This is a genomic window from Cupriavidus sp. 2KB_3 (assembly GCF_052115685.1).
Classification (GTDB): domain Bacteria; phylum Pseudomonadota; class Gammaproteobacteria; order Burkholderiales; family Burkholderiaceae; genus Cupriavidus; species Cupriavidus campinensis.
On the sequence record NZ_JBFRHD010000021.1, the window covers coordinates 113,460 to 137,328 of the forward strand.

At 66.2% G+C, this 23,869-nt stretch carries 24 protein-coding genes and 2 tRNA genes; 11 read left to right on the plus strand and 15 right to left on the minus strand.

All coding sequences use genetic code 11. The features are described 5' to 3' along the window. Positions 1-13: 13 nt before the first annotated feature. Positions 14-616 carry a DUF1415 domain-containing protein gene (locus AB4120_RS21760; protein WP_149136458.1) on the minus strand — a complete coding sequence of 201 codons (603 nt, stop codon included), beginning with the start codon at positions 614-616 and terminating at the stop codon, positions 14-16. Positions 617-668: 52 nt separating this feature from the next. After that, positions 669-1,778 (minus strand): acyltransferase family protein, encoded by a 1,110-nt coding sequence (locus AB4120_RS21765; protein ID WP_149136459.1) that lies wholly within the window; start codon positions 1,776-1,778, stop codon positions 669-671. A gap of 158 nt (positions 1,779-1,936) precedes the next feature. Here AB4120_RS21765 and AB4120_RS21770 point away from each other — a divergent pair, with 158 nt between their 5' ends. Then, a complete protein-coding gene (locus AB4120_RS21770; RefSeq protein WP_149136460.1) occupies positions 1,937-3,208 on the plus strand; it encodes a TIGR03862 family flavoprotein in 1,272 nt (423 codons plus the stop codon). Positions 3,209-3,212: 4 nt separating this feature from the next. Here the strand turns inward: AB4120_RS21770 and AB4120_RS21775 are convergent, their stop codons facing one another. Together AB4120_RS21775 and AB4120_RS21780 are read right to left on the minus strand one after the other, a co-directional pair. Further along, entirely contained in the window at positions 3,213-4,832 is a 1,620-nt protein-coding gene (locus AB4120_RS21775) for an NAD(P)/FAD-dependent oxidoreductase (protein WP_149136461.1), read from the minus strand. Next, a complete protein-coding gene (locus AB4120_RS21780; RefSeq protein ID WP_149136462.1) occupies positions 4,816-5,199 on the minus strand; it encodes a hypothetical protein in 384 nt (127 codons plus the stop codon). The genes AB4120_RS21775 and AB4120_RS21780 overlap by 17 nt, the downstream gene beginning before the upstream one ends. A gap of 176 nt (positions 5,200-5,375) precedes the next feature. Between AB4120_RS21780 and AB4120_RS21785 the strand changes: the two genes are divergently transcribed. Further along, on the plus strand, positions 5,376-6,824 hold the full coding sequence (locus tag AB4120_RS21785) for an aminotransferase-like domain-containing protein (protein WP_149136463.1): 1,449 nt from the start codon (positions 5,376-5,378) through the stop codon (positions 6,822-6,824). A 100-nt stretch (positions 6,825-6,924) separates the two neighbouring features. Beyond that, entirely contained in the window at positions 6,925-8,457 is a 1,533-nt protein-coding gene (locus AB4120_RS21790; protein WP_187645084.1) for a sensor domain-containing diguanylate cyclase, read from the plus strand. Positions 8,458-8,481: 24 nt separating this feature from the next. Here AB4120_RS21790 and lpxO read toward each other — a convergent pair whose 3' ends face one another. The 3 genes from lpxO to AB4120_RS21805 all read right to left on the minus strand — a co-directional run bounded on the left by lpxO (position 8,482) and on the right by AB4120_RS21805 (position 11,268). Beyond that, complete coding sequence (gene lpxO, locus AB4120_RS21795) at positions 8,482-9,384, minus strand: lipid A hydroxylase LpxO (RefSeq protein WP_149136465.1); 903 nt, start codon at positions 9,382-9,384, stop codon at positions 8,482-8,484. A gap of 114 nt (positions 9,385-9,498) precedes the next feature. After that, complete coding sequence (locus tag AB4120_RS21800) at positions 9,499-9,810, minus strand: hypothetical protein (protein ID WP_092292255.1); 312 nt, start codon at positions 9,808-9,810, stop codon at positions 9,499-9,501. 45 nt (positions 9,811-9,855) lie between these two features. Continuing rightward, the gene (locus AB4120_RS21805; RefSeq protein ID WP_149136466.1) at positions 9,856-11,268 is read right to left on the minus strand and encodes a DUF2252 domain-containing protein; all 1,413 of its coding nucleotides are present in this window, start codon (positions 11,266-11,268) and stop codon (positions 9,856-9,858) included. 231 nt (positions 11,269-11,499) lie between these two features. Here AB4120_RS21805 and AB4120_RS21810 point away from each other — a divergent pair, with 231 nt between their 5' ends. Further along, positions 11,500-11,781 carry a hypothetical protein gene (locus tag AB4120_RS21810; RefSeq protein ID WP_149136467.1) on the plus strand — a complete coding sequence of 94 codons (282 nt, stop codon included), beginning with the start codon at positions 11,500-11,502 and terminating at the stop codon, positions 11,779-11,781. Positions 11,782-11,853: 72 nt separating this feature from the next. Next, complete coding sequence (locus AB4120_RS21815; protein WP_092292249.1) at positions 11,854-12,117, plus strand: hypothetical protein; 264 nt, start codon at positions 11,854-11,856, stop codon at positions 12,115-12,117. A gap of 92 nt (positions 12,118-12,209) precedes the next feature. Here the strand turns inward: AB4120_RS21815 and AB4120_RS21820 are convergent. From AB4120_RS21820 to AB4120_RS21835, 4 genes are all read right to left on the minus strand, one after another. Further along, positions 12,210-12,286 (minus strand) — tRNA-Met (locus AB4120_RS21820). Between the two features lie 122 nt (positions 12,287-12,408). After that, positions 12,409-12,648 carry a hypothetical protein gene (locus AB4120_RS21825; protein ID WP_144201689.1) on the minus strand — a complete coding sequence of 80 codons (240 nt, stop codon included), beginning with the start codon at positions 12,646-12,648 and terminating at the stop codon, positions 12,409-12,411. A gap of 157 nt (positions 12,649-12,805) precedes the next feature. Next, entirely contained in the window at positions 12,806-13,084 is a 279-nt protein-coding gene (locus tag AB4120_RS21830; protein WP_149136468.1) for a hypothetical protein, read from the minus strand. 160 nt (positions 13,085-13,244) lie between these two features. After that, positions 13,245-13,321: transfer RNA gene (locus tag AB4120_RS21835), tRNA-Arg, on the minus strand. A 125-nt stretch (positions 13,322-13,446) separates the two neighbouring features. Here AB4120_RS21835 and greB point away from each other — a divergent pair. Continuing rightward, positions 13,447-14,016, plus strand: a complete 570-nt coding sequence (gene greB, locus AB4120_RS21840) for a transcription elongation factor GreB (protein WP_144201693.1) — start codon at positions 13,447-13,449, stop codon at positions 14,014-14,016. A gap of 3 nt (positions 14,017-14,019) precedes the next feature. Here the strand turns inward: greB and AB4120_RS21845 are convergent, their stop codons facing one another. The 4 genes from AB4120_RS21845 to AB4120_RS21860 all read right to left on the minus strand — a co-directional run bounded on the left by AB4120_RS21845 (position 14,020) and on the right by AB4120_RS21860 (position 18,687). Further along, positions 14,020-16,437: a RelA/SpoT family protein gene (locus AB4120_RS21845; RefSeq protein WP_144201725.1), complete on the minus strand. Its 2,418-nt coding sequence runs from the start codon at positions 16,435-16,437 to the stop codon at positions 14,020-14,022. A 316-nt stretch (positions 16,438-16,753) separates the two neighbouring features. Continuing rightward, positions 16,754-16,957: a DNA-directed RNA polymerase subunit omega gene (rpoZ, locus tag AB4120_RS21850; protein WP_006578656.1), complete on the minus strand. Its 204-nt coding sequence runs from the start codon at positions 16,955-16,957 to the stop codon at positions 16,754-16,756. 97 nt (positions 16,958-17,054) lie between these two features. Then, on the minus strand, positions 17,055-17,729 hold the full coding sequence (gene gmk / locus AB4120_RS21855) for a guanylate kinase (RefSeq protein ID WP_149136469.1): 675 nt from the start codon (positions 17,727-17,729) through the stop codon (positions 17,055-17,057). 22 nt (positions 17,730-17,751) lie between these two features. Next, positions 17,752-18,687 carry a YicC/YloC family endoribonuclease gene (locus AB4120_RS21860; RefSeq protein WP_149136470.1) on the minus strand — a complete coding sequence of 312 codons (936 nt, stop codon included), beginning with the start codon at positions 18,685-18,687 and terminating at the stop codon, positions 17,752-17,754. A 257-nt stretch (positions 18,688-18,944) separates the two neighbouring features. Between AB4120_RS21860 and AB4120_RS21865 the strand changes: the two genes are divergently transcribed. From AB4120_RS21865 to hemW, 5 genes are all read left to right on the plus strand, one after another. Then, positions 18,945-19,991: a serine/threonine protein kinase gene (locus AB4120_RS21865; RefSeq protein ID WP_144201699.1), complete on the plus strand. Its 1,047-nt coding sequence runs from the start codon at positions 18,945-18,947 to the stop codon at positions 19,989-19,991. Between the two features lie 59 nt (positions 19,992-20,050). Next, positions 20,051-20,965: a PP2C family protein-serine/threonine phosphatase gene (locus AB4120_RS21870; protein ID WP_149136471.1), complete on the plus strand. Its 915-nt coding sequence runs from the start codon at positions 20,051-20,053 to the stop codon at positions 20,963-20,965. 85 nt (positions 20,966-21,050) lie between these two features. Next, positions 21,051-21,767, plus strand: coding sequence for a ribonuclease PH (gene rph, locus AB4120_RS21875; RefSeq protein ID WP_149136472.1), 717 nt, complete (start codon positions 21,051-21,053; stop codon positions 21,765-21,767). Positions 21,768-21,802: 35 nt separating this feature from the next. After that, positions 21,803-22,417 (plus strand): RdgB/HAM1 family non-canonical purine NTP pyrophosphatase, encoded by a 615-nt coding sequence (rdgB, locus tag AB4120_RS21880; protein WP_149137569.1) that lies wholly within the window; start codon positions 21,803-21,805, stop codon positions 22,415-22,417. Next, positions 22,414-23,682, plus strand: a complete 1,269-nt coding sequence (gene hemW, locus AB4120_RS21885; RefSeq protein ID WP_149136473.1) for a radical SAM family heme chaperone HemW — start codon at positions 22,414-22,416, stop codon at positions 23,680-23,682. The genes rdgB and hemW overlap by 4 nt, the downstream gene beginning before the upstream one ends. Positions 23,683-23,869 lie beyond the last annotated feature (187 nt).

The following is a 23,869-nucleotide window of genomic DNA, read 5'->3' on the forward strand; positions in this document are numbered from 1 at the left end:
AACTGCGCCCGGATCAGCCTTCGTCTTCGGATGTTTCCGACATCCACCGCCGATAACCGTCGATGCCCAGCCGCCGCATGGTGGCCTGGTTGCGCTCGTAGATATCGGCGGCGTCCGGAAACGCCTCGGCGGCGCGCGCGATGCTGTCTTCCCGCAGCAGGTGCAGGATCGGGTACGGCGCGCGGTTGGTGTAGTTCTCGATATCGTCCGCCTCGGTGCCCTCGAACTGGTAGTCCGGGTGGAAGCTGGCGATCTGGAGCGTGCCGGCCAGCCGCAGGCTGCGCAGCAGGCGCTCGGCGAAATACAGGAAGTCGTTATAGGCGAGGAAGTCCGCCAGCGCGTGCGGCACGATCAGCAGCGTGGTGTCGGTCTGGGCCGGATCGGCGTCCGCCAGCGCACGCAGTTCGCCCTCGAGTTCTTCGAGCAGGTCCTCGGCCCGCGTGGCCGGGCTGACCACGTAGCGCACCTGATCCTTCACATAGACGCTCTTGGCGAACGGGCACAGGTTCAGGCCGATGACGGCGCGCGACAGCCAATGGCGCACGGCCTCGACGACCTGGGCATCGGTGGCATCGGTGGCATCTGCAGCATCGGCGGAATCAGGAGAGGCAGGCATGGCGGGGACAGCAGCTGGCAAAGCGCCATTCTACGCCCCGCCCCCGCCCAGGTCAGGCCATGCGCGTCTTCTCTCGCCCCACCCGCTTGAGCGGCCGGCCGTTGAACAGGTCGCCGATCAGCCCCATGCGGTCCAGCACCCAGGCGATGGCGCACAGCAGCGCCAGCTCGATCAGCGCAAGCACCCACCACCAGTTGCCCAGCCGCGCCACCTCCACCCCGGCGCGGGTGGCCGTCTCGAAGACGATCTTGTTGACGAGATAGTTGAAGCCGAACACGGGCAGCGTATGCGTGCCGAGCCAGACCACCGCGCGGGAGGTTGGCAGCAGCACCACCACCTGCCACAGCAGCGCGGTGCCGGCGAAGGCCGCGAGCAGGGTCATCGCCATCGCCATGGGCGTGGTGCCGATGCGGTTGCGCGAAACATTCAAGACATCCGGCGCATGGCGCACGGCCAGCAGCCAGACCGCCAGCGTGACCACCAGCAACAGGGCGCGCCGCATGGTCAGCGAGGCCGGCGTGAACTGCATCGGCCCCACCGCGGCGGCCCGGGGCCCCTTGCCGCCGCCCAGCCAGAGCCCGGCGCCGTAGAACACCATGGCGCAGCCCACGTTACGCAGCGAAAACGGCCACTCCACCGGATTCACGTCCGACCACGTGCCGCCACCCTGCGTGAAGACAATCCAGACCAGCCCGACGCCGGTCATCAGCGCCCCGGCCACGCTCGGGCCCAGCCGCGCCAGCGCGGTAGCCGCCACGTCCAGCCAGAACAGGCAGAACAGCGACCACAGCGGCGTGCTCAGGAAATTCCATTCGTTGATGGCGGACCCGGTCATGGTGCCGACAAAGCGCATGGCGAATTCGTCGTCGGGAAACCGTCCGAGCGCCCAGGCGACGATATAAGGCACCGCCAGCACCAGCCCCATGCCCCAGGCCGGCACCACCAGCCGCATGAACTTGCCCCACAGGTGCGACGCCGGCGCGGCCACCGCCCGCGAGGGCTGGAACACCAGACCGGCCCGCAGCAGGAAGGCGGGAAAGGCCATCGAATAGATCGCCCGATACACCGGATCAGGCAGGGCCCAGGCATGGCTGAAGACCACCAGCGCGATGCCGATGCCCCTGCACATGTCGATGGTGGGATTGCGCGGTGCTGAGCTCATGGAAGCCTCCCCTGTTTCAAACGAGTCTGGCCGGCGCCGGGAGCGCCCGCTGTGCGCCACCGCACGTCCGCGCACGGCCGTGGTGCCGGGGCGCTGTCACCTATAATGCGCGGCGTCCCGCGTCTCTTCCCCCCTGCTCCGCCAACCGGCCACCGCCCATGTCCGCCTCCTCCTTTTCAGCATCCGCCCCTTCTGGCACGCCCCACGCCGTGGTCATCGGCGGCGGCCCGGCCGGGTTGATGGCGGCCGAGGCGCTGGCCGGGCGCGGCGTGGCGGTAGACGTCTACGACGCCATGCCCTCGGTCGGCCGCAAGTTCCTGATGGCTGGCAAGGGCGGCATGAACATCACGCATGCCGAGGCCGCGCCGGCCTTCCTGGCGCGCTACGGCCAGCGGGCCGACCGCATCGCACCGCTGCTGGCCCAGTTCGATGGCCCGGCGTTGCGCGCCTGGGTACACGGGCTCGGCATCGACACCTTCGTCGGCAGCTCCGGCCGCGTCTTCCCCACCGAGATGAAAGCCGCGCCGCTGCTGCGCACGTGGCTGCATCGGCTGCGGGAGTCGGGCGTGCGCGTGCATACCCGCCATCGCTGGCTGGGCTGGGACGATGCAGGGCGGCTCCGCTTCGCCTCGCCGGCGGGCGAATCGACGGTATCGGCGCCCGCCGTGGTGCTCGCACTGGGCGGCGGCAGTTGGGCGCGGCTCGGCTCGGACGCCGCCTGGGTCCCCTGGCTCGCCGAACGTGACGTCACCATCACCCCGCTACGCCCCGCCAATTGCGGATTCGATGTGGACTGGTCCGCCGTCTTCCGCGAGCGCTACGCCGGCCAGCCGGTGAAATCCGTGGCGATGGCGGTCACCGCGCCGGACGGCACGCCGCTGCATCGCCAGGGCGAGTTCGTGATCAGCGCGACCGGGATCGAAGGCAGCCTGGTCTACGCGCTGTCCGCGCCGATCCGCGATGTCATCGCGCGCGACGGCAGCGCCGAAATCCGGCTGGACCTGGCGCCCGGCATGAGTGCGGCACGCGTGGCCGACGAGATCGCCCGCCCGCGCGGCTCGCGCTCGGTGTCGAGCCACCTGCAGAGCAAGCTCGGCATTACCGGGGTCAAGGCAGGGTTGCTCTATGAAGGGGTGTCGAAGGCCGACATGCACGATCCAGCCGCCCTCGCGGCGGCCATCAAGGCGCTGCCGCTGCGGCTGGTGCGCGCACGGCCCATCGACGAGGTCATCAGCACGGCCGGCGGCGTGGCGTTCGAGGCAATGAACGATCACCTGATGCTCAACGCCACGCCGGGCGTGTTCTGCGCGGGGGAGATGCTGGACTGGGAGGCGCCCACCGGCGGCTATCTGCTGACGGCCTGCTTCGCCAGTGGGCGGATGGCCGGCCTGGGCGCGGCCGACTATCTGATGGGTACGACGGGTAACTGACTGGCTAGCCGTTGGCGATATCGAGCGCCACGGCCTCGGCCACCTCGATGCCGTCGATGGCCGCCGAGTAGATTCCGCCCGCATAGCCGGCGCCTTCACCCGCCGGATACAGCCCCTTCACATTGATGCTCTGGTAATCGTCGTTGTTGCGCCGGATCCGCAGCGGCGAAGACGTACGCGTCTCCACCCCGGTCAGCACCGCGTCGTGCATCGCAAACCCGGCAATCTTCTTGTCGAGTTCCGGCAGGGCCTCACGGATCGCGTCAATCACATAGTCGGGCAGCGCCGTGCTGAGGTCCGTCGGCGTCACGCCCGGCTTGTACGACGGCTCCACCGAGCCCAGCGCCGTGGACGGCCGCCCGGCGATGAAATCCCCCACCAGCTGGCCCGGCGCGCGGTAGTCGCTGCCACCGAGCTCGAAGGCGCGCTCCTCCCAATGACGCTGGAGCGCAATGCCCGCCAGCGGGCCGCCCGGGAAATCGACCTCCGGCGTGATGCCCACCACGATGCCGGCGTTGGCGTTGCGCTCGGCCCGGTAGTACTGGCTCATGCCGTTGGTCACCAGCCGGCCCGGCTCGGACGCCGCCGCCACCACTGTGCCGCCCGGGCACATGCAGAAGCTGTACACCGCGCGCCCGTTGCTGGCGTGGTGCACCACCTTGTAGTCCGCCGCGCCCAGCAGCTTGTTGCCGGCGAACTTGCCGAAGCGGCTGCGGTTGATCAGACCCTGCGGATGCTCGATGCGGAAGCCCAGCGAGAACGGCTTGGCCTCCATGAACACGCCGCGGTCGTGCAGCATGTGGAAGGTGTCACGCGCGCTGTGGCCCACGGCCAGCACCACGTGATCGCACTCGAGGTAATCGCCGGTGGAGAGCTTGAGCCCCCGCACCTGACCATTCTCGATGTCGATGTCGTCCACGCGCGTCTCGAAGCGGATCTCGGCGCCCAGCGACAGCATCTCGGCCCGCATCTTCTCCACCATGCTCACCAGCCGGAACGTGCCGATGTGGGGCCGCGCCTTGAACAGGATGTCCTCGGGTGCGCCCGCGCGCACAAACTCGTTGAGCACCTTGCGGCCGTAGTGCCGGGGGTCCTTGATCTGGCTGTAGAGCTTGCCGTCCGAGAACGTGCCCGCGCCGCCTTCGCCAAACTGCACGTTCGACTCGGGATTGAGCACGCTCTTGCGCCACAGGCCGAAGGTGTCCTTGGTGCGCTCGCGCACTTCCTTGCCGCGTTCGAGGATGATCGGACGGAAGCCCATCTGCGCCAGGATCAGCCCGGCCAGCAGGCCGCACGGGCCCAGGCCAATCACCACCGGTCGCAGCTTCGGCCCGCCCGCCGGGGCCTGCGCCACGAAGCGGTACGTCATGTCCGGCGTCACGCTCCAGTTGGGCTTGCCGGCCATGCGCTTGAGTGCGGCGGCCTCGTCGCGGACCTCGATATCGACGATGTAGGTCAGCTTGATGTCGGCGCGCTTGCGGGCATCGTGCGCGCGGCGGAAGACGGTGAACGCGACCATCCCGTCGCCTTTGACACCGATCTGCGCGAGGTGGCTGCGCACGGCCGCCTCCAGGTCGCTCTCGGTATGGTCGAGCGGGAGTTTGACTTCACTTAGACGTAGCATGGGGAACGGGTATTTCAGCGGCCTTGGTGTCTGGTGGCCGGGCGTTACCCAGCAGGAGGCCAGATCGGCCGAAGCGGGATTTTATCAGTCGCCACCATCCCGGGGGCGGCGCCGGCTGCATGATGTGCACGGTTGCCGCGCCGCCGGCGGCCAACGTGGTCCAGCCGGCGATGCCGGCGATGTACACCGCGCCGGGCGCGAGCGTGGCGGCAGGCCGGCAAACCGTCTCGGCCAGCCAGCGCGGCGGGCCTGCCACGGTCAGGCGGCCGGATTCGAGGTGCACCACGGCACCGGGCTCCAGGTGCAGCCTGAGGCACTCGCCGGCGGCCAGCTGGTGGGTTTCGGTCGATAACTTCGCTGGGGACATGATCGCGCTCCGGGGTCCAGAATCAGGTCTCCAGCCTATCGGGTGGCCCGCCAGGCCAACAGGCACAAGGGATTGCGGGCCGGACCAGAACAGATCGCACAGTCCAGCTCTGTTACGATACAGACACCCTTCATCTGTATCTGTTGTGCCCGCGCCCCGTGGGCGATGATCGCGCCATGACTGCCACGCCCCCCTCCCTCCCCCTCTATCAACAGGTGGCCGGCCACTACCGGCAGGCCATCGCCGCCGGCACACTGACCGTGGGCGACCGCATGCCCTCGGTGCGGGCGCTGATGGGGCTGCATGAGGTGAGCCTGTCCACGGCGCTCCAGGCGTGCCGGGAACTGGAAACCGCCGGGCTGCTGGAAGCACGGCCGCGCTCGGGCTACTTCGTGCGCGCGCCGTCGCGCCCGGCGCTGGCGCAGATCGAGGAACCGGCGGCCGGCCTGCCCGACCCGGCGCAGTACGTGGGCATCCACCAGCGCATCTCGGCCATCCTCGCGCGCAGCCAGCATCGCGATATCAAGATCAACCTCGGCGGCGCCTGCGGCGCGCCCTCGCTCTACCCCACGGCCGCGCTGCGCACCGCCACGGCCCGCGCGCTGCGGCGCTATCCCGATCTCTTTGGCAGCGCAGCCGAGGCGGACGGCCATCCGTCCCTGCGCGCCGCACTGGCCCGGCACGCGCTGCGCTCACGCATCCAGCTGGCGCCCGAGGACGTGGTCGTCACCCATGGCTGCACCGAGGCGCTGAACCTCGCCCTGCGCGCCGTGGCCCAGCCGGGCGATGTCATCGCTGTGGAATCGCCCACGTATTACGGTTTGTTGCAGATTCTCGAGAGCCTGGGCATGCGCGCGCTCGAAATCCCGTGCAGCCCGCAGACCGGCATCTCGCTGGAGGCGCTGGAACTGGCCGCACAGACCTACGACAACATCAGGGCCGTGGCCGTGGTGCCGAACCTGCAGAATCCGCTTGGCTGCGTCATGCCCGACGCGCACAAGCAGCGCCTGGTGGCGTGGTGCGAGGCGCGCGGCATCGCGCTGATCGAGGACGACAGCTGCGCTTCCACCTACGAGGGCGAGACGCCGCTCGCGGCGGCCAAGACGTGGGATACGACGGGTAACGTGATCCACTGCGCCTCGCTCCACAAGGTGCTGGCGCCGGGCATGCGGCTGGGCTGGATCGCCGCCGGCAAGTGGCAGGCGCGCGTGGAGATGCTCAAGTTCGGCCTCTCGCGCCCCAACGAGATGCTGGCGCAGATCGCCGTGGCCGATTTCATGGGCACCGGCGCCTTCGAGCGCCATCTCCGCCGCCTGCGCGAGCAGTTGCGCAACCAGCGCGAATGGATGGCGCAGGCCGTGGCGGGCAGCTTTCCGACCGGCACGCGGCTCACCCTGCCGCGCGGCGGGTTGCACCTGTGGATCGAACTGCCGGCCGGGATGTCGTCCGAGACCGTCTTCGAGCAGGTGCTGGCCCATGGCATCCGGGTCATGCCGGGCTCGATGTTCTCGAATTCGAACCGCTTCGATCACTATCTGCGGCTCAACTGCGGCAATCCGCGCGAGCCAGCGATCGAACGCGCGTTGGAAACCGTGGCCGGCGTGGTGCGCCGGCTGGCCCCCTGACGGCGCCCTCCGCCTCCCTGCGTCCCCGCGCACCCGCCCCCGGCACCGTTCTTGCGAGACTTCCGCCCAGATTTGTCCCAAAATGGCGGCGCCCTCGCCTATGCTTGTGCGCGGACACCGACTACCAGAACCAGGGAGAACAAACTTGGGCAGTGCACCCGCCGCTTCGCGGCTCGACGACGATTATCAAACGCTGTTCCAGCTCGCGCCGGTCTCGCTCTGGCTTGAGGATTTCAGCGCCGTGCGGCTGGCCTTCGATCAGCTGCGCGCAGACGGAGTCACGGACCTGCGCGCCTATCTGCGCGAGCGCCCGGCCGAGGTGGCGCGCTGCTCGGCCCTGATCCGCGTGCTCGACGTCAACCGCCGCACGCTCGACCTCTTCCGCGCCGCCGACCTGGCGGACCTCGTCGCCAACCTCGACACCGTGTTCCGTGACGACATGTTCGACCAGCACGTCGAGGAACTAGGGCAGCTGTGGGACGGCGGCCGGCACTTCGCCAGCCAGACCGTCAACTACACGCTCGACGGCGAACGGCTGGACATCCGCCTCGACGCCACGGTCATGCCCGGCCACGAGCAGGACTGGTCGCGCGTGCTGCTGTCGATCGAGGACATCACCGCGCGCGTGCGCAGCGAGCGCGACCTGCGCCGCAGCCAGCAATACGCCCAGGGGCTGTTCGAGCACTCGCCGGTCTCGCTCTGGGTGGAGGACTTCAGCGCGGTGAAGATGCTGCTGGACGAGGTACGCGCGGCCGGCATCACCGATTTTCGGACGTTTCTGAATGTGCACCCGGACTTCGTCTCGCGCTGCATGCAGGAAATCCGCGTGCTCGACGTCAACCAGCAGACGCTGACGATGTTCGCCGCGCCGAGCAAGGAGATCCTGCTGTCCCGGCTGGGCGACGTGTTCCGCGACGACATGCGCATCCACTTCGCCGAGCAACTGATCGACCTCTGGCACGAAAAGCTCTGGCAGCAGCGCGAAGTCATCAACTACGCGCTCGATGGCCGCTCGGTGGACGTGTTCATGCAGTGGTCGGTCTTCCCGGGCCGGGAGGCGGACTGGGACCAGGTGCTGGTGTCGCTGACCGACATCACCGCGCGCAAGAAGGCGGAAGCCTACGTGGAGTTCCTGGGCAAGCACGACGTGCTGACCAAGCTCTACAACCGTGCCTATTACGAGGACGAGCTGGCGCGCCTGGGCCGCAAGGGGCCGTGGCCGGTCAGCGTGGTGGCGGTGGACCTCAATGGCCTGAAGCAGGTCAACGACCAGTACGGCCACGGTGACGGCGACGCGCTGCTCCGCCGCACAGGCGAGGTGCTCAAGAAAGCCGTGGGCGAGCAGGCCTGCGTGGCCCGCATCGGCGGCGACGAATTCATGGTTTTGCTACCCGGCAACGACGAACGCGGCGCGGCCACGGTGGTCGATCAGATCCAGCAGGTGGTGGAGCTGAACAACCAGTTCTATCCGGGTGCGCGGCTATCGTTCTCGATTGGCGCCGCCACGTGCACGCAGGGCGACCGGCTGACCGACACAGTCAAGCTGGCCGACAGCCGCATGTACGAGGACAAGCGCGCCCACTACGAGGCAGTGGGTGCGGAGCGTCGGCGGACGGGTGCCGCCGAGTCCTGACTTATCGGGAAATAATCGGAAAAATCAGAGAAAAACGATCAGCGCGACGCCGCCGAGGATCAGCCCGAACTTGGTCACGTAGTAGACGTTCTTGTTCCAGGACTTGAAGCGGCGGCGGTACTGCCCGCCCAGCCAGACGAAGCGGAACAACTTGTTGATGGCGCCGGTCTGGTCGGTTTCCTCGTTCGGCGAGCTGGCGGCCGTCATCACCTTGCGGCCCATCCAGTGGTTGACCGCGGCGGCCCAGCGATAGCGCATCGGGCGCTCGATGTCGCAGAACAGGATCAGGCGATCCTTCTCGCTGCGGTTCTCGGCCCAGTGCAGGTAGGTTTCATCGAACACCACGCCGTGGCCGTCGCGCCAGCTATGGCGCTCGCCGTCCACCTCGATGAAGCAGCGGTCGTCGTTCGGCGTGGACAGCCCCAGGTGATAGCGCAGCGACCCGGCAAACGGGTCGCGGTGCGGGTTCAGCTTGCCGCCCGGCGGCAGCTCGGCGAACATCGCCGCCTTCACGGTCGGCAGCTCGCGCAGCAGCGCCACGGTCTTCGGGCACAGCGTCTCGGCGGACGGATGCTGCGCCTCGTACCATTTCAGGTAGAACCGCTTCCAGCCGTACTTGAAGAATGAATTGAAGCCGGCGTCGTCGTTCTTGTCGGCAGCCTTGATCTTGCGCATCGCGACCAGGGCAAGGCCCTCGTCACGAATCTGCGGCCAGGCGGCGCGCAGCTTCTCCAGGTCCGGGAAGCGTTCGACGCCGATGTACGGCGTGCGCGGCACGCCCGAGAACATGTACATGAAGCAGTTGACCGGCGCCACCAGCGCGGAGTGGTCGAGCAACTGGCGCATGAACGGCAGTCGCACCTTGCCGCGGAAGTGCACATACAGGATGGCACCCAGATATGCAGCGACGATAATCCACTTGATCACGCGTAAAACCTCCAGGAATCAGGCCCAGGCCCGATTGAAGCCGGTATTTTATCCAAACGGCGGTCCCCGCGCATCGAGTGATGCACGGGACGCTTTTTATCGCAACAGGCGGATTTACGCCCCGCCGCGCGACTGGCGGGCGATCCGGTCGATCAGCGCCTTGGCGTCGTCCGGCAATCCCTGCAAGGTCAACAGCCGCGCATTGAGCACGATGTTCTCGAGCACGAGCTTGGCCGTGGATGCCCAAAGTGTCGCCAACAACGCTTCCTGCGACATCCCCGACAACTCCAGTTCCGTCGAGCGTTCGGCGATCAGCTTGCAGGCGAGCGCCCGCAGCGCGTCATCATCGAACGGCAGGTTGGCGTAGTCGATGGGGTCCGCACGCTCCACCTCCACCATCAGTTGCAGCAGCATATCCTCGGTCATCGGCAAGCTCCTTAGGACGATTCTGATTCTGATAATACGCGGGCATCAAACCTGGAAATCGGCGGCCATGTCCGCATCGGTGCGCGCGGCAAGCCGCCCCGACCGGCACGCCGTGGTGAAGGCCTCGTAGTCGCGGTCCACCTGATCCGCGTAGGCGTTGGCATAGCCCACCAGCGCCTCGGCCATGGCGTCGCTGGTGCCCAGATAGCCGCTGATCTCCGGCGCCAGGTTGCTCGCCTTGGCATGCGCGCGGGCCAGGGCCCGGCCACAGACGCGCCCGTAGCCGGTCAGCAGGTCGGCATCCATCAGTTCGATCTCGGCCGAGAACTTCATGTCGCGCAACTGCCGGGCATAGAAATGGCGGCCGGACGGCCCCTTGGTCCAGCCCAGGAACAGGTCGCTGGCGGCCTGCATCAGGCGCTGCCCCTCCACCACGCGTCGGCCCTCGTGCGTCAGCTTCGGCGACTTGAAGAACCTCGCCACCACCGATTGCGTGGCTTCCTTGAACTGGAGGAACAGCGGCTTGTCATGGCTGTCCGTGAGCAGTTGGATCAGGCAGCGCGTGCCCACGCTGCCCACGCCCACCACCTTGAAGGCAACGTCCTGGGAGGTGAAGTGCGAGAGCAGTTCGCGGCGATCGGCGGCCAGGGTGGCGGCGTAATCGCTGAAGCACCTGGCGATCACTTCGGGGCCGATGTCGGTCTTCAGCCAGTCGTCGTCCTGAGTGAACAGCGTTTGCTCGCCGCGCACATGGAAGACGGCGGGCGGAGCGTCCAGGATGCGCCAGCGGTGCCCCTCGCGCTCGCTCAGCTTCGGCAGCAGCGTCTCATGCGTCCGGTTGGCGGCGCGCTCCATGGCACGGCGGATCTCCTTCTGGGCCGAAGGGTTGAGCGCCTCGGCCAGCAGGCGGTCGAACGTAATGCGGTCGTACCAGGTCTCCAACACGCCCATTTCCGCGTACATGGCCATGCGGTCACGGTAGCTGTTGACCACTTCGCACACCATGTTGTCGGCGATGGCCTTGCTGTGGCGCAGGTGGCGCGCGGCCACCACCATGCTGGCGGTGAGCCGCTTCAGGTCCCATTCCCATGGGCCGGGGCTGGTTTCGTCGAAATCGTTCAGATCGAACAGCAGCGCGCGCTCGGGCGTGGCAAACCCCCCGAAATTCGAGAGGTGGCAGTCGCCGCAGATCTGGATGGTCATGCCCGAGGCCGGCGTGCCTGCAAGGTCGTGCGCCTGGATGATCGCGCCGCCTCGGAAAAATGCGAACGGGGACTGGATCATGCGCCCGTAGCGCAAGGGCACCAGCCGCTCCACCCTGCCAGTGCTGCTGGTCTCGAGCAGCGGAATCGGGTCCCGATCCACATTGCCGACCGCCGCGTGCGAGCGCCGCGGCACCAGTTGGCGCAGCGCCTTGCCGCGGGCGCGCCGTTCGTTCAGATCCGCCACATGTTCCAAAATGCCTCCATGCCTTCGGCCGGAAAAACGTTGTGAAACCAGCGATTTGTGCAGAGTATGTAACGAAGCTAAGACAAGCGTCGCACATTGTCAATTTGGCATCGCACGTCGCATGCGTCACATCTGGCCGTGCCTTTGCGGAAAAATCAGACGCCTCCCTACAAAGGTGTCACAACTAAGCGTGTAAGCTTGGGTCTCATCTCGCAGCACCAACAAGGAACCGTCGAGTCCATGACAAAGAATTTTCTTGCAGCCATGCGTCAGTACGTGTGGTTCAGGGGGGTGAAGCACCATGTGGTCCAGGGCGTGGAAGCGCTGGCCGATCTGCTCAAGTCCCCTTCCGTCGCCGCCCGTGCCGTGGCCGCGATCGTTTCCGAAACCGAACAAGGCGTGCAGGTGTGGGTCTCGTACTTCGGCAAGCCGATGGACCCGCATACGAACTACGTGCTCTGGCCCACGCGGGCGCTGAAGCCCGCACGGCGGCGTATCACGCCGCAATTACCCCGGTACTGATCGCCCCCCGGCCCTGCGTCTCACAATTGCGTCTCACAATTGCGTCTCACAATCGTTCGACAAGGAGCAGCCATGCCCGAACCGCAACATGATGAAGCGCTGGTCAACAATTTTCTGGAGCGCGTGTCCGCGCTGTCGGTCAGCGCCTTCGATGGCGCCGACGTGACGCAGGAGCTCACGCAACTGATGCGCGATGCATCGACCAAGCTGGGCGGCGGCGGCAATATCGCCGTGCTCAAGGGCCGCCTCACCGATCGCGCCGAGGCGGCCGAGCGCGAAGGCCAGCCGCAGGTGCGCGATACCTTCGCGAAGGCGGCGTCGCTGGTGCACGCGTAGGCGTCAGGCGCTGAAAATACGATGTGGGAAAGTACTGCCAGGAACGCTCTGCCGGGATCGGCAGAGGTGTTTGAAGAGGGATTCAGAGGTGTTGGTTGCGGGGGCAGGATTTGAACCTGCGACCTTCGGGTTATGAGCCCGACGAGCTGCCAGACTGCTCCACCCCGCGTCTGAAGGAGATGAATTATGGGGGATCGTCCCGCATAAGGCAACCACTATTTCCACTTTCTGCACCATGAAGAAGAAAACGCCCGCGAAGGGCGTTTTCTTCTTGTGCATTACCGACGCGGATCACGCGATACGCCGCACCGTGTGCGCGTCATCAAGATCATCAAGCGTCGAGGCAACGTAACGGTTCACATGCTCGAGCGCCTCGAGCTTCGTATCGAAAGGATGGCTCGGAAAAGGATTGTGCCGGGCCATCAGGATTTCGCCGTCCACGCGCCGGATGACCTCGATCAGGATCCCCCACTTGCCCTTCGGCAAATTGATCACTTCGTAGACGATCTTGAACCCTTCATACTCGGGCATGGTTACCTCCTGTCTTCTGCAAGGCGCGAACATCGCGCTCCACATCCAGACTAGGGGTCACCCCGCCGATCAAAAATGATCCTGATCAAGTTCCGGCCCGACAGACGCATCACGACGTGATATGCGTCATTGCACTGGCCACAAGGAACTTTGCTGTCTATCTGACCGGCCCTAAAAGTTTGTCGATAAGGGCGTAGGCAGCACTGAAAGCCGCCACTTCGGCCGCGTGCCGCGTGGCAAATTCGTGGCCGCCGCTGGAAAGTATCTCGATATCACCGGTATCGGAGGGATCGACACCTTCCTCGGCAACGCGCACCTCGTAGCCATACGTTTCGATGTCGGCCACGCTGCCGGCCACCGCCTGACGATGCGACGACACCAGCACGTAGGCATCCATGCCGCGATAGCCCTCCACCCGCCATTCATCCTGGTTCATGCGCGTTCTCCCTGCGATCGACAAGACCGATGCAGGTTTGAGCGGTGCGCGGGCGGAGCGTTCCGGGAGGGAAAGGGAAATACGGGGAGCGGGGGCGGAGAATCGAGGCCAGAATGCAAAAAGGGCTTCCGTTTCCGGAAGCCCTTTTTGACTCGATAGGTGGCGCGGCTGGCAGGATTCGAACCCACGACCCCTTGGTTCGTAGCCAAGTACTCTATCCAACTGAGCTACAGCCGCACTCGAGAAATGAGATTATATAGAAGTTTTCAGTTTTGTGAACCCCCTACGCCGCATTTTTTTCGCCCGGTGCGCTCCGGCCGCGCAACTTCCTATAATGACTACCCGAAGAAGTGATCCGGACCATGAACAAGGCTTTTGTCAAAGAGTCGTCGAACGATGACGACGACGACCTGCCCGAGGGCGCGACACCGCTGCCCGCCGGCACCAAGAACTACATTACCGCCACGGGCTACAACCGGCTGCGCGACGAGCTGATGCACCTGATCGACGTGGAGCGTCCCGAGGTGGTGCAGATCGTCTCCTGGGCTGCCTCCAACGGCGACCGCTCCGAGAACGGCGACTATCTCTACGGCAAGAAGCGGCTGCGCGAGATCGACCGCCGCATCCGCTTCCTCACGCGCCGGCTCGACAAGGCCGAAGTCGTCGACCCCTCGCTGCAGGGCGACAACGACCAGGTCTTCTTCGGCGCCACGGTCACCTATGCGAACCAGTCGGGCGACGAAACCACCATCACCATCGTCGGCATGGACGAGGTAGACCTCGACAACAACCATGTGAGCTGGATTTCGCCGATCGCCAAGGCGCTGATCAAGGCGCGCGAGGGCGACACCGTGCCGCTGCGCACGCCGGCCGGGATGGAACAGATCGATATATTGGAAGTCCGCTACCCGGCGAAGGCCGCGGTGAACTAGGCGTCAGCCGTCGTTGCGGTCGCGGAAGATCCGGATTACGTCCGGGTTGCGCCGCAGCCCACGCATCACGTTGGCCAGGTGCAGGCGGTTCTGGACCTGGATCACGAACTGCATGTACGTGGCTTCCTGGTGGCCGCCCTGCTGCTGTTCCATGGCCACGTGGGCCACGTTGGCGTCGGCGGCGGTCAGGTCCGCGGCCACGCGCGCCACGATGCCCTTCACGTTGCGCACCATGACCTTGATCGACACGTCGAAGGCGCGCGTCGTCTTCTTGGCCCACATGACCTCGATCCAGTGCTCCGGGTCCTTGCTGTGCAGCCGCTTGGCCACCTTGCAGTCCTGCACGTGGATCTGCAGCCCCTCGCCCTTGCCCAGATAGCCGACGATCGAATCGCCCGGAATCGGCCGGCAGCAGGCCGAGAAGATCATCGACATGCCTTCGTCGCCGGTAATCGGCACGGCCGGCGCTTCCTCGCCCGCAAAGGTCTGCACGGCGGCCAGCAGCGCGCTGTCGACGTCGCCGGACAGCTCCTGCAGCAGGATCTCCATGCGCCGCGCCACCACTGCCGGCACGCGGCGGCCGAGCGCCAGGTCGGCGAAGATGTCTTCCTTATGCTTGTTGCCGGTCCACTGGATCATGCGATCCCAGACCGCCTGCGGCACCGCCTTCAGCTCGATGCCAAGCTGGCGCGTCGACTGCTCCAGCAGGCGCTCGCCCAGCTGGATGGCCTCGTCGAGCTTGGTGGTCTTGAGGTAATGCCGGATCGCCGCGCGCGCCTTGCCCGTGCGGACGAAGGCGAGCCACGCCGGATTCGGCTTCGAGTACGGCGCCGTCACCACCTCGACGATATCGCCGCTCTTCAGCTCGGTACGCAGCGGCAGCAGCTCATTGTTGATCTTGACCGCCACACACTGGTTGCCCAGGTCGCTGTGCACCGCGTAGGCGAAGTCCAGCGCCGTAGCGCCGCGCGGCAGTGCGCGGATATGGCCCTTCGGCGTGAACACGTAGACCGCATCCGGGAACAGGTCGATCTTGACGTGCTCCAGGAACTCCTGCGAGTCGCCGGTCTGGCTCTGGATGTCCAGCAGTGACTGCAGCCACTGGTGGGCCTGCTGCTGGATATCGTTGGCGTGATCGGCCTGGTGCTTGTACATCCAGTGCGCAGCCACGCCGGCCTCGGCAATCTGGTGCATGCCGCGCGTGCGGATCTGGAACTCCACCGGCGTACCGAACGGGCCCACCAGCGTCGTGTGCAGCGACTGGTAGCCGTTGATCTTCGGAATCGCGATGTAGTCCTTGAACTTGCCCGGCATCGGCTTGTACAGGCTGTGCAGCGCGCCCATCGCCATGTAGCAGTGCATCTGCGTTTCCACCACCACGCGGAAGCCGTAGACGTCCAGCACCTGCGAGAACGACAGCTGCTTGTCGTGCATCTTGCGATAGATGCTGTACAGCGTCTTTTCGCGCCCGGACAGCTCGGCCACGATGCCAGCGTCGGCCAGCGCGCGCTCGGCGGCTTCCAGGATGCGCTTGACCACCTCGCGCCGGTTGCCGCGTGCGGCCTTGACGGCCTTCTCCAGCGTGGCGTAGCGGAACGGCGAGCCCACCTTGAACGACAGTTCCTGGAGCTCGCGGTAAATCGTGTTGAGACCCAGCCGGTGCGCGATCGGCGCGTAGATCTCCATGGTTTCGAGCGCGATCCGGCGTCGCTTCTCGGGCGGCACGAAATCGAGCGTACGCATGTTGTGCGTGCGATCGGCGAGCTTGACCAGGATCACCCGCACATCGCGCGCCATCGCCAGCAGCATCTTGCGGAAGCTTTCCGCCTGCGCCTGCTCGCGGCTCTGGAATTCGAGCTTGTCCAGCTTGGTCAGGCCATCCACCAGTTCCGAGACCTTGGGACCGAATTTCTCGGCCAGCTCGCTCTTGGTGATGCCCTGATCCTCCATCACGTCATGGAGCAGCGCGGCCATGATCGACTGGACGTCCAGCTTCCAGTCCGCGCACAGCTCCGCCACCGCCACCGGATGGGTGATGTAGGGCTCGCCGCTCTGGCGGTACTGGCCCAGGTGGGCCTCGTCGGAAAACTGGAAGGCTTCGCGCACCAGCGCCTGATCGGCGGGCTTCAGGTACGCGAGCTTCTCCATCAGCCGGGCGATGGAGATGACCTGCTGGCGCGGCGGCACCGCCGGCTGCGAGGTCGGACCAAAGAAATGCCGGTATGACTGCGCCAGCACTGCGTCGATGAACAGCTCGCCCGCCGGCGCGGCCGGCAGGGTGCCCTCGACGGGCTCGGCCACGAGTTCGCTGGCCAGGCCCGCACGTGACTTACCCTGCAGCGGCGGCACGACAGACCGCTCCCCGACGACGTTGTCGCCGAGCGGATCGGGCAGGTTCGGGGCGCCGGTTCGGGCGGTCATCGGCATCTGGCCAGACATGGCGCGCCTACCTCCGGGTGAGCCCGGCGGCGCAGGCGGCAAGCCGACCGACACCGGCAGTGCGGAGGGCGTGGCAGGCAAGGGGGCGCCCGGCGCCACGCTGGCGGCGGCAACGGGGCCCAATGCCGGCCGTTCGCCGTCCGTCCGTACGCCGGGCGGGCCCGGCGGGACGATCGCGGGATGGATCGCGGACTTGGACGACGATGAAGACATGGGGGCGGCCCCTGGAATCCGGACGAATGCGCGGCTGAATCCGCACGTACGCGAGACAACGATGCACCACAGGCCGCCCTGGCAATCAGGTCGGTACCTTCTTCAGCATCTCGATGCCGACCTGGCCGGACGCGATCTCGCGCAGCGCCACCACGGTGGGCTTGTCCTTGGCCTCGACCTTGGGCGTATGGCCCTGCACCAGCTGGCGTGCCCGGTACGTCGCGGCGAGCGCAAGCTCAAAGCGGTTCGGGATGTGTTTCAGACAATCTTCGACGGTAATACGCGCCATATTGAATCCACCTTGGGACAAAACCTGTTCGACAGGCCGTCATTTTACAGCACGCGGCCGGAAACGTTCCGGCCGACCCTTGGGCACCGACCTTCGGTCAGTGAATGCCCAGCTCGATGAACAGCTCGTTGTGGCGTGCCTTCTGCGACGAAAAGCGCAGACGGGTGGCACGAACGACGTCTTTCAGCTGCGCCAGCGCATCATCGAATACCTCGTTGATGATGACGTAGTCCGACTCCGACGCATGCGACATTTCGCTGCCCGCGGCCAGCAGGCGGCGCACGATCACGTTCGGCTCGTCCTGGCCGCGTTTCTTGAGCCGCTCCTCGAGCGCGGTCAGCGACGGCGGCAGGATGAAGATCTCCACCGCGTTCGAGAACCGCTTGTGCACCTGCTGGGCGCCCTGCCAGTCGATCTCGAGCAGCACGTCGTTGCCCTGGGCCATCTGCTGCTCGATCCAGACCTGGGACGTGGCGTAGTAGTTGCCGTGCACCTCGGCCCATTCCAGGAACTCGCCCCGGTCGCGCGCGGCGCGGAACTCGTCCACGGTCGTGAAATGGTACTCGCGGCCGTTTTGCTCGCCCGGGCGCGGCTTGCGCGTGGTGTGTGAGATCGAGAGGCGGATGGCCGAATCCTGCGACAGCAGCTTGTTCACCAGCGTGGACTTGCCGGCGCCGGACGGGGCCACCACCATGAACAGGTTGCCGGGGTAGGCGGTGTCGATGGCGACGTGCGGCGCGGACTGGGACGCGGTGTGGGACGTTTCACTCATGATCTGTGATCTGGTTTAGGACTTATTCGAGATTCTGGATCTGTTCGCGCATCTGCTCGATCAGCAACTTGAGCTCCATCGACGCATCGGCCAGCTCCTTGGCGGCGGCCTTCGAGCCAAGCGTGTTCGCCTCGCGGTTCAGCTCCTGCATCATGAAGTCGAGCCGCTTGCCGACCTGACCGCCCTTCTTCAGGATATGCCGCGTTTCGTTGAGGTGGGCCTGCAGGCGCGACAGCTCCTCGGCAATATCGATGCGGATGCCGTACACCGTGGCTTCCTGGCGGATGCGCTCGCCGATCTCGTCGCGGCTCATCGACGGCATGCCGGACGGCGCGGCCAGGTTGAACGCCTCCTGGAGGCGCTCGGTCAGCTTTTCCTGGTGATGGGCGATCAGTTGCGGGATGGTCGGCGTCAGGCGCTCGACGATGGCCAGCATGGCGTCGATGCGCTCCATGAGCGTGGCCTTGAGGGCCTCGCCCTCGCGCCGACGCGCTTCCAGCAGCTGGTTCAGCGCTTCACGCGCGGCACCCGTGACAGCCTCGCGCAGGGACTCCTGCGACAGTTCCGGCTCCACCAGCACGCCGGGCCAGCGCAGGATCTCGCCCATGCGCAGCGAACCGGCGCCGCTGAAGGTGGCGGCCACGGTGGACTCCAGCGCGCGGATCTGGTCCAGCAGGCCCTGGTTCAGCGCCAGCGTGGCGCCGCCGTTATCGGTGCGCTGCAGGTTGATGCGGCACTCCAGCTTGCCACGCGACAGCTCGCCCATGAGCATCTCGCGCAGGGCGGGCTCGAACGCGCGGCATTCCTCGGGGGCGCGGAACAACAGGTCGAGAAAACGCGAATTGACAGTCCGGAATTCCACCGAAACCGATGCGGTCCGGCCGCTGGGCTCGCCCTTGGCGTTAGTCAGCGGCGCCTGGCGCGTCGCCAGGCCATACCCTGTCATGCTGTGGATCATTGTCGGTTATCTCGCGTAAGAGTCGGAAAGGGTCGGAAAGGGTCGAAATACGGGTAAATCGGAGCGGTTATCGCCAGCCGCCGGGGGGCGCAAGCCCGCACCGGGGCGGGGGCGCCGGCAGCGCGCCGGCCGGGCAGAAAATCAACGAAAAACCCGGTTGGAAAACGCGGATTTTTGGCAACAGTCCCCGCTAATGTTTTCTTTACAAGTGATCGATTAGCCGGGAGAATCCGGGAGCAAATGAGGTCCCGAATCCTATGACAGAGTCCAAGGGCGCTAACCAACCCAAGAGTGCGCCGCTGCCCATCGGCACGCTGCTGGCCAACTACCGTATTGTAAAGAAGTTGGCCAGCGGGGGGTTCAGTTTCGTCTACCTCGCCACCGATGAAACCGGCGCCCCGGTGGCCATCAAGGAATACCTGCCGTCCTCGCTGGCCCGCCGCAACCCTGGCGAGCTGATTCCGGTCGTCCCGGACGAGAACGCGGCCTCGTTTCGCCTGGGCCTGAAATACTTCTTCGAGGAAGGCCGCTCGCTGGCACGCATTTCCCATCCGAGCGTGGTGCGCGTGGTGAACTTCTTCCGCGAGAACTCCACGGTCTACATGGTCATGAACTACGAGCTGGGCAAGACGCTGCAGGAGCATATCCTGCAGGCCCGGCAGCAGGGCAAGCCCAAGGTCCTGCGCGAGCGATTCATCCGCAAGGTGTTCCACGACCTGATGAGCGGGCTGCGCGAAGTCCATATCCACAAGCTGCTGCATCTGGACATCAAGCCCGGCAATATCTACCTGCGCGAGGACGAATCGCCGATCCTGCTCGACTTCGGCGCCGCGCGGCAGATCCTGACCATGGAGGCCGCCCGCTTCCAGCCGATGTACACCCCCGGTTTCGCCGCGCCCGAACTCTACGGCAAGCACAGCGACCTCGGACCCTGGACCGACATCTACAGCCTGGGCGCCACGCTCTACGCGTGCATGGCCGGCATGCCGCCGCAGGAAGCCAATCAGCGCGAGAAGGAAGACCGCATGGGCGAATCGATCGCCCGCCTGCGCGCCACCTATACCAACGGGCTGGTGGACCTCGTGGAATGGTGCCTCCGGCTCACGCCGTCCGAGCGCCCGCAAAGCGTGTTCCGCCTCCAGAAGGAGTTGCGTGACCAGAGCAACGCGCTGGGCGAGCAATCGGCCGCCGCGGCAGCGGCCAACCCCGCCGGGCCCGTTACCGAACGCATGAACGCAACGAGCCGCTTCATGACCCTGCTGCGCCGCCGCGACGACACCGCCACCACGCAGAGCGGCGATTAAATCACTACGCGTCGGCCCCGCGCACCCGCCGGGCCGGCCCTGACCGAACTCACGACAACATGCGATTCTCCGTCTACCAGGAAAGCCGGAAAGGCGGCCGCCGTATCAACCAGGACCGCATGGGCTACTGCTTCACGCGTGACGCCCTGCTGATGGTGCTGGCCGACGGCCTGGGCGGCCATGCGCTGGGCGAAGTCGCCGCGCAGCAAGCCCTGCAGACGCTGGCGCGCCAGTTCCAGACCCAGGCCCGCCCGGCCATCCGCAATCCGGCGGACTTCCTCCAGGACACGGTCATGCTGGCGCATCGCGAGATCCATCGCTACGCCGAAGCCAACCGCCTGGCGGACGTGCCGCGCACCACCGTGGTCTGCTGCCTGATCCAGAACGGCCAGATCCACTGGGCCCACGCGGGGGATTCGCGCCTGTACCTGATCCGCAAGGGCACGCTGCTCACCCGCACGCGCGACCACTCGAAGATCGAAAACCTGCTCCAGCAGGAGCGCGTACTGCCGATGGACGTGGCCAACCACCCCGAGCGCAACAAGCTGTACAACTGCCTTGGCTCGCCCAACCTGCCGCTGATCGACATCGGCGGACCCGTGCGCCTGGAACCGGGCGACGTGGCGATGCTGTGCTCGGACGGCCTGTGGGGCGCGCTGGAAGAAAAGGTCATCGTCGACAAGGTGACCAGCCTGTCGGTGGTGCACGCCATTCCGGACATGATCGAACAGGCGCTTCAAAACGCGGGCGAAGGTGCCGACAACACCACAGCCATCGCCATGATGTGGGAAGCCGACGCTACCGTGCCGAACGACGACGCCGTGCTCACCGACACCCTGCCGCTGAACGCCTTCACCACGTCGATCCTGGAGCGGACGGGCAACGAGAGCGACCTGCTGTCCGAGGAAGAGATCGAACGGTCGATTGCCGAGATTCGCGCCGCGATCGACAAGACCACCAATTTCATGCGCTGAAGTATCGCGCACGGGATGCCGGCGGGCACGCATGGCCCGCCGGCGTTAGAATCGCGGTCTCACCCGACTCCAACGAAAGATCCCCATGCGACCCAGCGGACGCGCAGCCGATGCGCTGCGACCCATCACCCTGACCCGCCACTACACCCGCCACGCGGAAGGTGCCGTGCTGAGTGCCTTTGGCGATACCAAGGTGCTGTGCACGGCCAGCGTGCTGGCCAAGGTGCCGCCGCACAAGAAGGGCAGCGGCGAAGGCTGGGTCACGGCCGAGTACGGCATGCTGCCCCGCGCCACGCACACCCGCTCCGACCGCGAGGCCGCGCGCGGCAAGCAGACCGGCCGCACGCAGGAGATCCAGCGCCTGATTGGCCGCGCCATGCGCACGGTGTTCGACCTCGGCGCGCTGGGCGAGTACACCCTCCATCTCGATTGCGACGTGCTCCAGGCCGATGGCGGCACCCGCACGGCCGCCATCACCGGCGCCTTCGTGGCCGCCCATGATGCCGTGAGCAAGATGCTGGCCGATGGCCTGATCGCAAAAAGTCCAATTCTTGACTTCGTGGCCGCGGTTTCCGTGGGCATGGTCGATGGCGTGCCCGTGCTCGACCTCGACTACGCCGAGGACAGCAGCTGCGACACCGACATGAACGTGGTGATGACCGGCAGCGGCGGCTTCGTCGAAGTGCAGGGCACCGCTGAAGGCGTGCCGTTCAGCCGCGCCGACCTGGACGCCATGACGGGCCTGGCCGAAGCCGGCATTGCCGACCTCGTACGCCACCAGAAGCTGGCGCTCGGCCTGTAAGCGACGAGAACCGTGCAAAGCAAAAGGGGATGACGATGCAACGCCTTGTGCTGGCCTCCAACAATCCCGGCAAGCTGAGCGAGTTCGGCGCGCTGCTGATGCCGCTGGGCATCGACGTGGTGCCGCAGGGCGACCTCGGCATTCCCGAAGCCGAGGAACCGCATCCGACCTTCGTCGAGAACGCGCTGGCCAAGGCACGCCACGCCAGCCGGCTCTCCGGCATGCCGGCGCTCGCCGACGACTCAGGCATCTGCGTGGACGCGCTGGACGGCGCCCCGGGCGTGTATTCGGCCCGCTACGCGCAGCGCGTGGGCAAGCCGAAGTCCGACGCGGCCAACAACGCGCACCTGATCTCGCAGTTGGCCGGCAAGCTCAATCGCCACGCGCACTACTACTGCGTGCTGGTGCTGGTACGCCATGCCGACGACCCGCGGCCGATCATCGCCGAGGGCACCTGGGCCGGCGAGGTGGTCGATGCCCCCCGCGGCGCCGGCGGCTTCGGCTACGACCCGCATTTCCTGCTCCCGCGCATCGGCAAGACGGCCGCCGAACTGAGCGCGGAAGAGAAGAACGCCATCAGTCACCGCGCGCTGGCGCTCCAGGGCCTGGTGGCCCGGCTCCAGGCGGCCAGCCTGAAGGTTCGCGCATGATTCCGATTCACCCCGTCGGCAGCGGCAAGCCGGCTGTTTCCGTCGCCGTTTCTCCCGCCGACAACCAGCAACTCTGGCTCAAGCCGGGCCAGATCGCCCTGCCCGGCTCCCCGCCGCTCTCGCTCTACGTGCATATCCCGTGGTGCGTGCGCAAGTGTCCGTATTGCGATTTCAACTCGCACGCGGCGCCTGGCACCGTTGGCGGACAAGACAGCCACGACATCCCCGAAGACGCCTACCTCGACGCCCTGCGCGCCGACCTGGAACAATCGCTGCCGCTGGTCTGGGGCCGCCCCGTGCATACGGTGTTCATCGGCGGGGGCACGCCAAGCCTGCTGTCCGCCGCCGGCATGGACCGGCTGCTGTCGGATATCCGCGCGCTGCTGCCGCTCGATGCCGACGCCGAGATCACGATGGAAGCCAACCCCGGCACCTTCGAGGCCGAGCGGTTCGCGAGCTATCGCGCGAGCGGCGTCAACCGGCTGTCGATCGGCATCCAGAGCTTCAGCGACCGGCATCTCCAGGCGCTGGGCCGCATCCACGGCGAGCGCGAGGCGCGCGCGGCCATCGACATCGCCCAGGCCAGCTTCGACAACGTGAACCTCGACCTAATGTACGCGCTGCCGGGCCAGACCGTGGAGGAATGCGTGCGCGACCTTGAAGCGGCGCTGGCTTATGGCACCACGCACCTGTCGATGTACCACCTGACGCTGGAGCCGAACACGCTGTTCGCCAAGTACCCGCCCGCGCTGCCGGACGAGGACATCGCCTACGAGATGCAGGACCTCATCGAGGCCCGCACCGGCGAGGCCGGCTTCCGGCACTACGAGACCTCGGCCTACGGCAAGCCGCACCGGGAGGCGCGCCACAACCTCAATTACTGGCGTTTTGGCGACTACCTAGGCATCGGGGCGGGCGCGCACGGCAAGCTGTCGTTCCCGCACCGGGTGCTGCGCCAGATGCGGCACAAGCACCCCGCCACCTACATGCGGGAAGCCATGGCCGGCAACGCGGTGCAGGAAGCACGCGATGTGAGCGCCGACGAACTGCCGTTCGAGTTCATGCTCAACGCGCTGCGGCTGACCGACGGCGTGCCGGCATCGAGCTTTCACGACTACACCGGCCTGCCGCTGCACACCATTAGCAAGACGCTGGCCGAGGCCGAGAAGAAGGGCCTGCTGGAAGCGGACCTCGCCACGATCCGCCCGACCGAACTGGGCCGGCGTTTCCTGAACGACCTCCAGGAGATGTTTTTGAAGGACTGAGGCACCGAGCGGACTGCCCATGAAAAAAAGCCACGCATGATGAACTGCACCCCAAAAGTTGGACACCAACTTTTGGGGTGTTTTTTCATGTATCGGTACTCGGAGCAGTTCAGGCTGACAGTTATCCAGAGCTACCTGGACGGTCAGGCAGGCTATGGTGAGATCGCCAAACGCCATGAAATAGACA

Coding starts and splice junctions, on each gene's coding strand:
- AB4120_RS21760 (WP_149136458.1), bottom strand. CDS start 616: ATGCCTGCCTCTCCTGATTCCGCCGATGCTGCAGATGCCACCGATGCC.
- AB4120_RS21765 (WP_149136459.1), bottom strand. CDS start 1,778: ATGAGCTCAGCACCGCGCAATCCCACCATCGACATGTGCAGGGGCATC.
- AB4120_RS21770 (WP_149136460.1), top strand. CDS start 1,937: ATGTCCGCCTCCTCCTTTTCAGCATCCGCCCCTTCTGGCACGCCCCAC.
- AB4120_RS21775 (WP_149136461.1), bottom strand. CDS start 4,832: ATGCTACGTCTAAGTGAAGTCAAACTCCCGCTCGACCATACCGAGAGC.
- AB4120_RS21780 (WP_149136462.1), bottom strand. CDS start 5,199: ATGTCCCCAGCGAAGTTATCGACCGAAACCCACCAGCTGGCCGCCGGC.
- AB4120_RS21785 (WP_149136463.1), top strand. CDS start 5,376: ATGACTGCCACGCCCCCCTCCCTCCCCCTCTATCAACAGGTGGCCGGC.
- AB4120_RS21790 (WP_187645084.1), top strand. CDS start 6,925: ATGCTTGTGCGCGGACACCGACTACCAGAACCAGGGAGAACAAACTTG.
- AB4120_RS21800 (WP_092292255.1), bottom strand. CDS start 9,810: ATGACCGAGGATATGCTGCTGCAACTGATGGTGGAGGTGGAGCGTGCG.
- AB4120_RS21810 (WP_149136467.1), top strand. CDS start 11,500: ATGACAAAGAATTTTCTTGCAGCCATGCGTCAGTACGTGTGGTTCAGG.
- AB4120_RS21815 (WP_092292249.1), top strand. CDS start 11,854: ATGCCCGAACCGCAACATGATGAAGCGCTGGTCAACAATTTTCTGGAG.
- AB4120_RS21825 (WP_144201689.1), bottom strand. CDS start 12,648: ATGCCCGAGTATGAAGGGTTCAAGATCGTCTACGAAGTGATCAATTTG.
- AB4120_RS21830 (WP_149136468.1), bottom strand. CDS start 13,084: ATGAACCAGGATGAATGGCGGGTGGAGGGCTATCGCGGCATGGATGCC.
- greB (WP_144201693.1), top strand. CDS start 13,447: ATGAACAAGGCTTTTGTCAAAGAGTCGTCGAACGATGACGACGACGAC.
- AB4120_RS21845 (WP_144201725.1), bottom strand. CDS start 16,437: ATGACCGCCCGAACCGGCGCCCCGAACCTGCCCGATCCGCTCGGCGAC.
- rpoZ (WP_006578656.1), bottom strand. CDS start 16,957: ATGGCGCGTATTACCGTCGAAGATTGTCTGAAACACATCCCGAACCGC.
- gmk (WP_149136469.1), bottom strand. CDS start 17,729: ATGAGTGAAACGTCCCACACCGCGTCCCAGTCCGCGCCGCACGTCGCC.
- AB4120_RS21860 (WP_149136470.1), bottom strand. CDS start 18,687: ATGATCCACAGCATGACAGGGTATGGCCTGGCGACGCGCCAGGCGCCG.
- AB4120_RS21865 (WP_144201699.1), top strand. CDS start 18,945: ATGACAGAGTCCAAGGGCGCTAACCAACCCAAGAGTGCGCCGCTGCCC.
- AB4120_RS21870 (WP_149136471.1), top strand. CDS start 20,051: ATGCGATTCTCCGTCTACCAGGAAAGCCGGAAAGGCGGCCGCCGTATC.
- rph (WP_149136472.1), top strand. CDS start 21,051: ATGCGACCCAGCGGACGCGCAGCCGATGCGCTGCGACCCATCACCCTG.
- rdgB (WP_149137569.1), top strand. CDS start 21,803: ATGCAACGCCTTGTGCTGGCCTCCAACAATCCCGGCAAGCTGAGCGAG.
- hemW (WP_149136473.1), top strand. CDS start 22,414: ATGATTCCGATTCACCCCGTCGGCAGCGGCAAGCCGGCTGTTTCCGTC.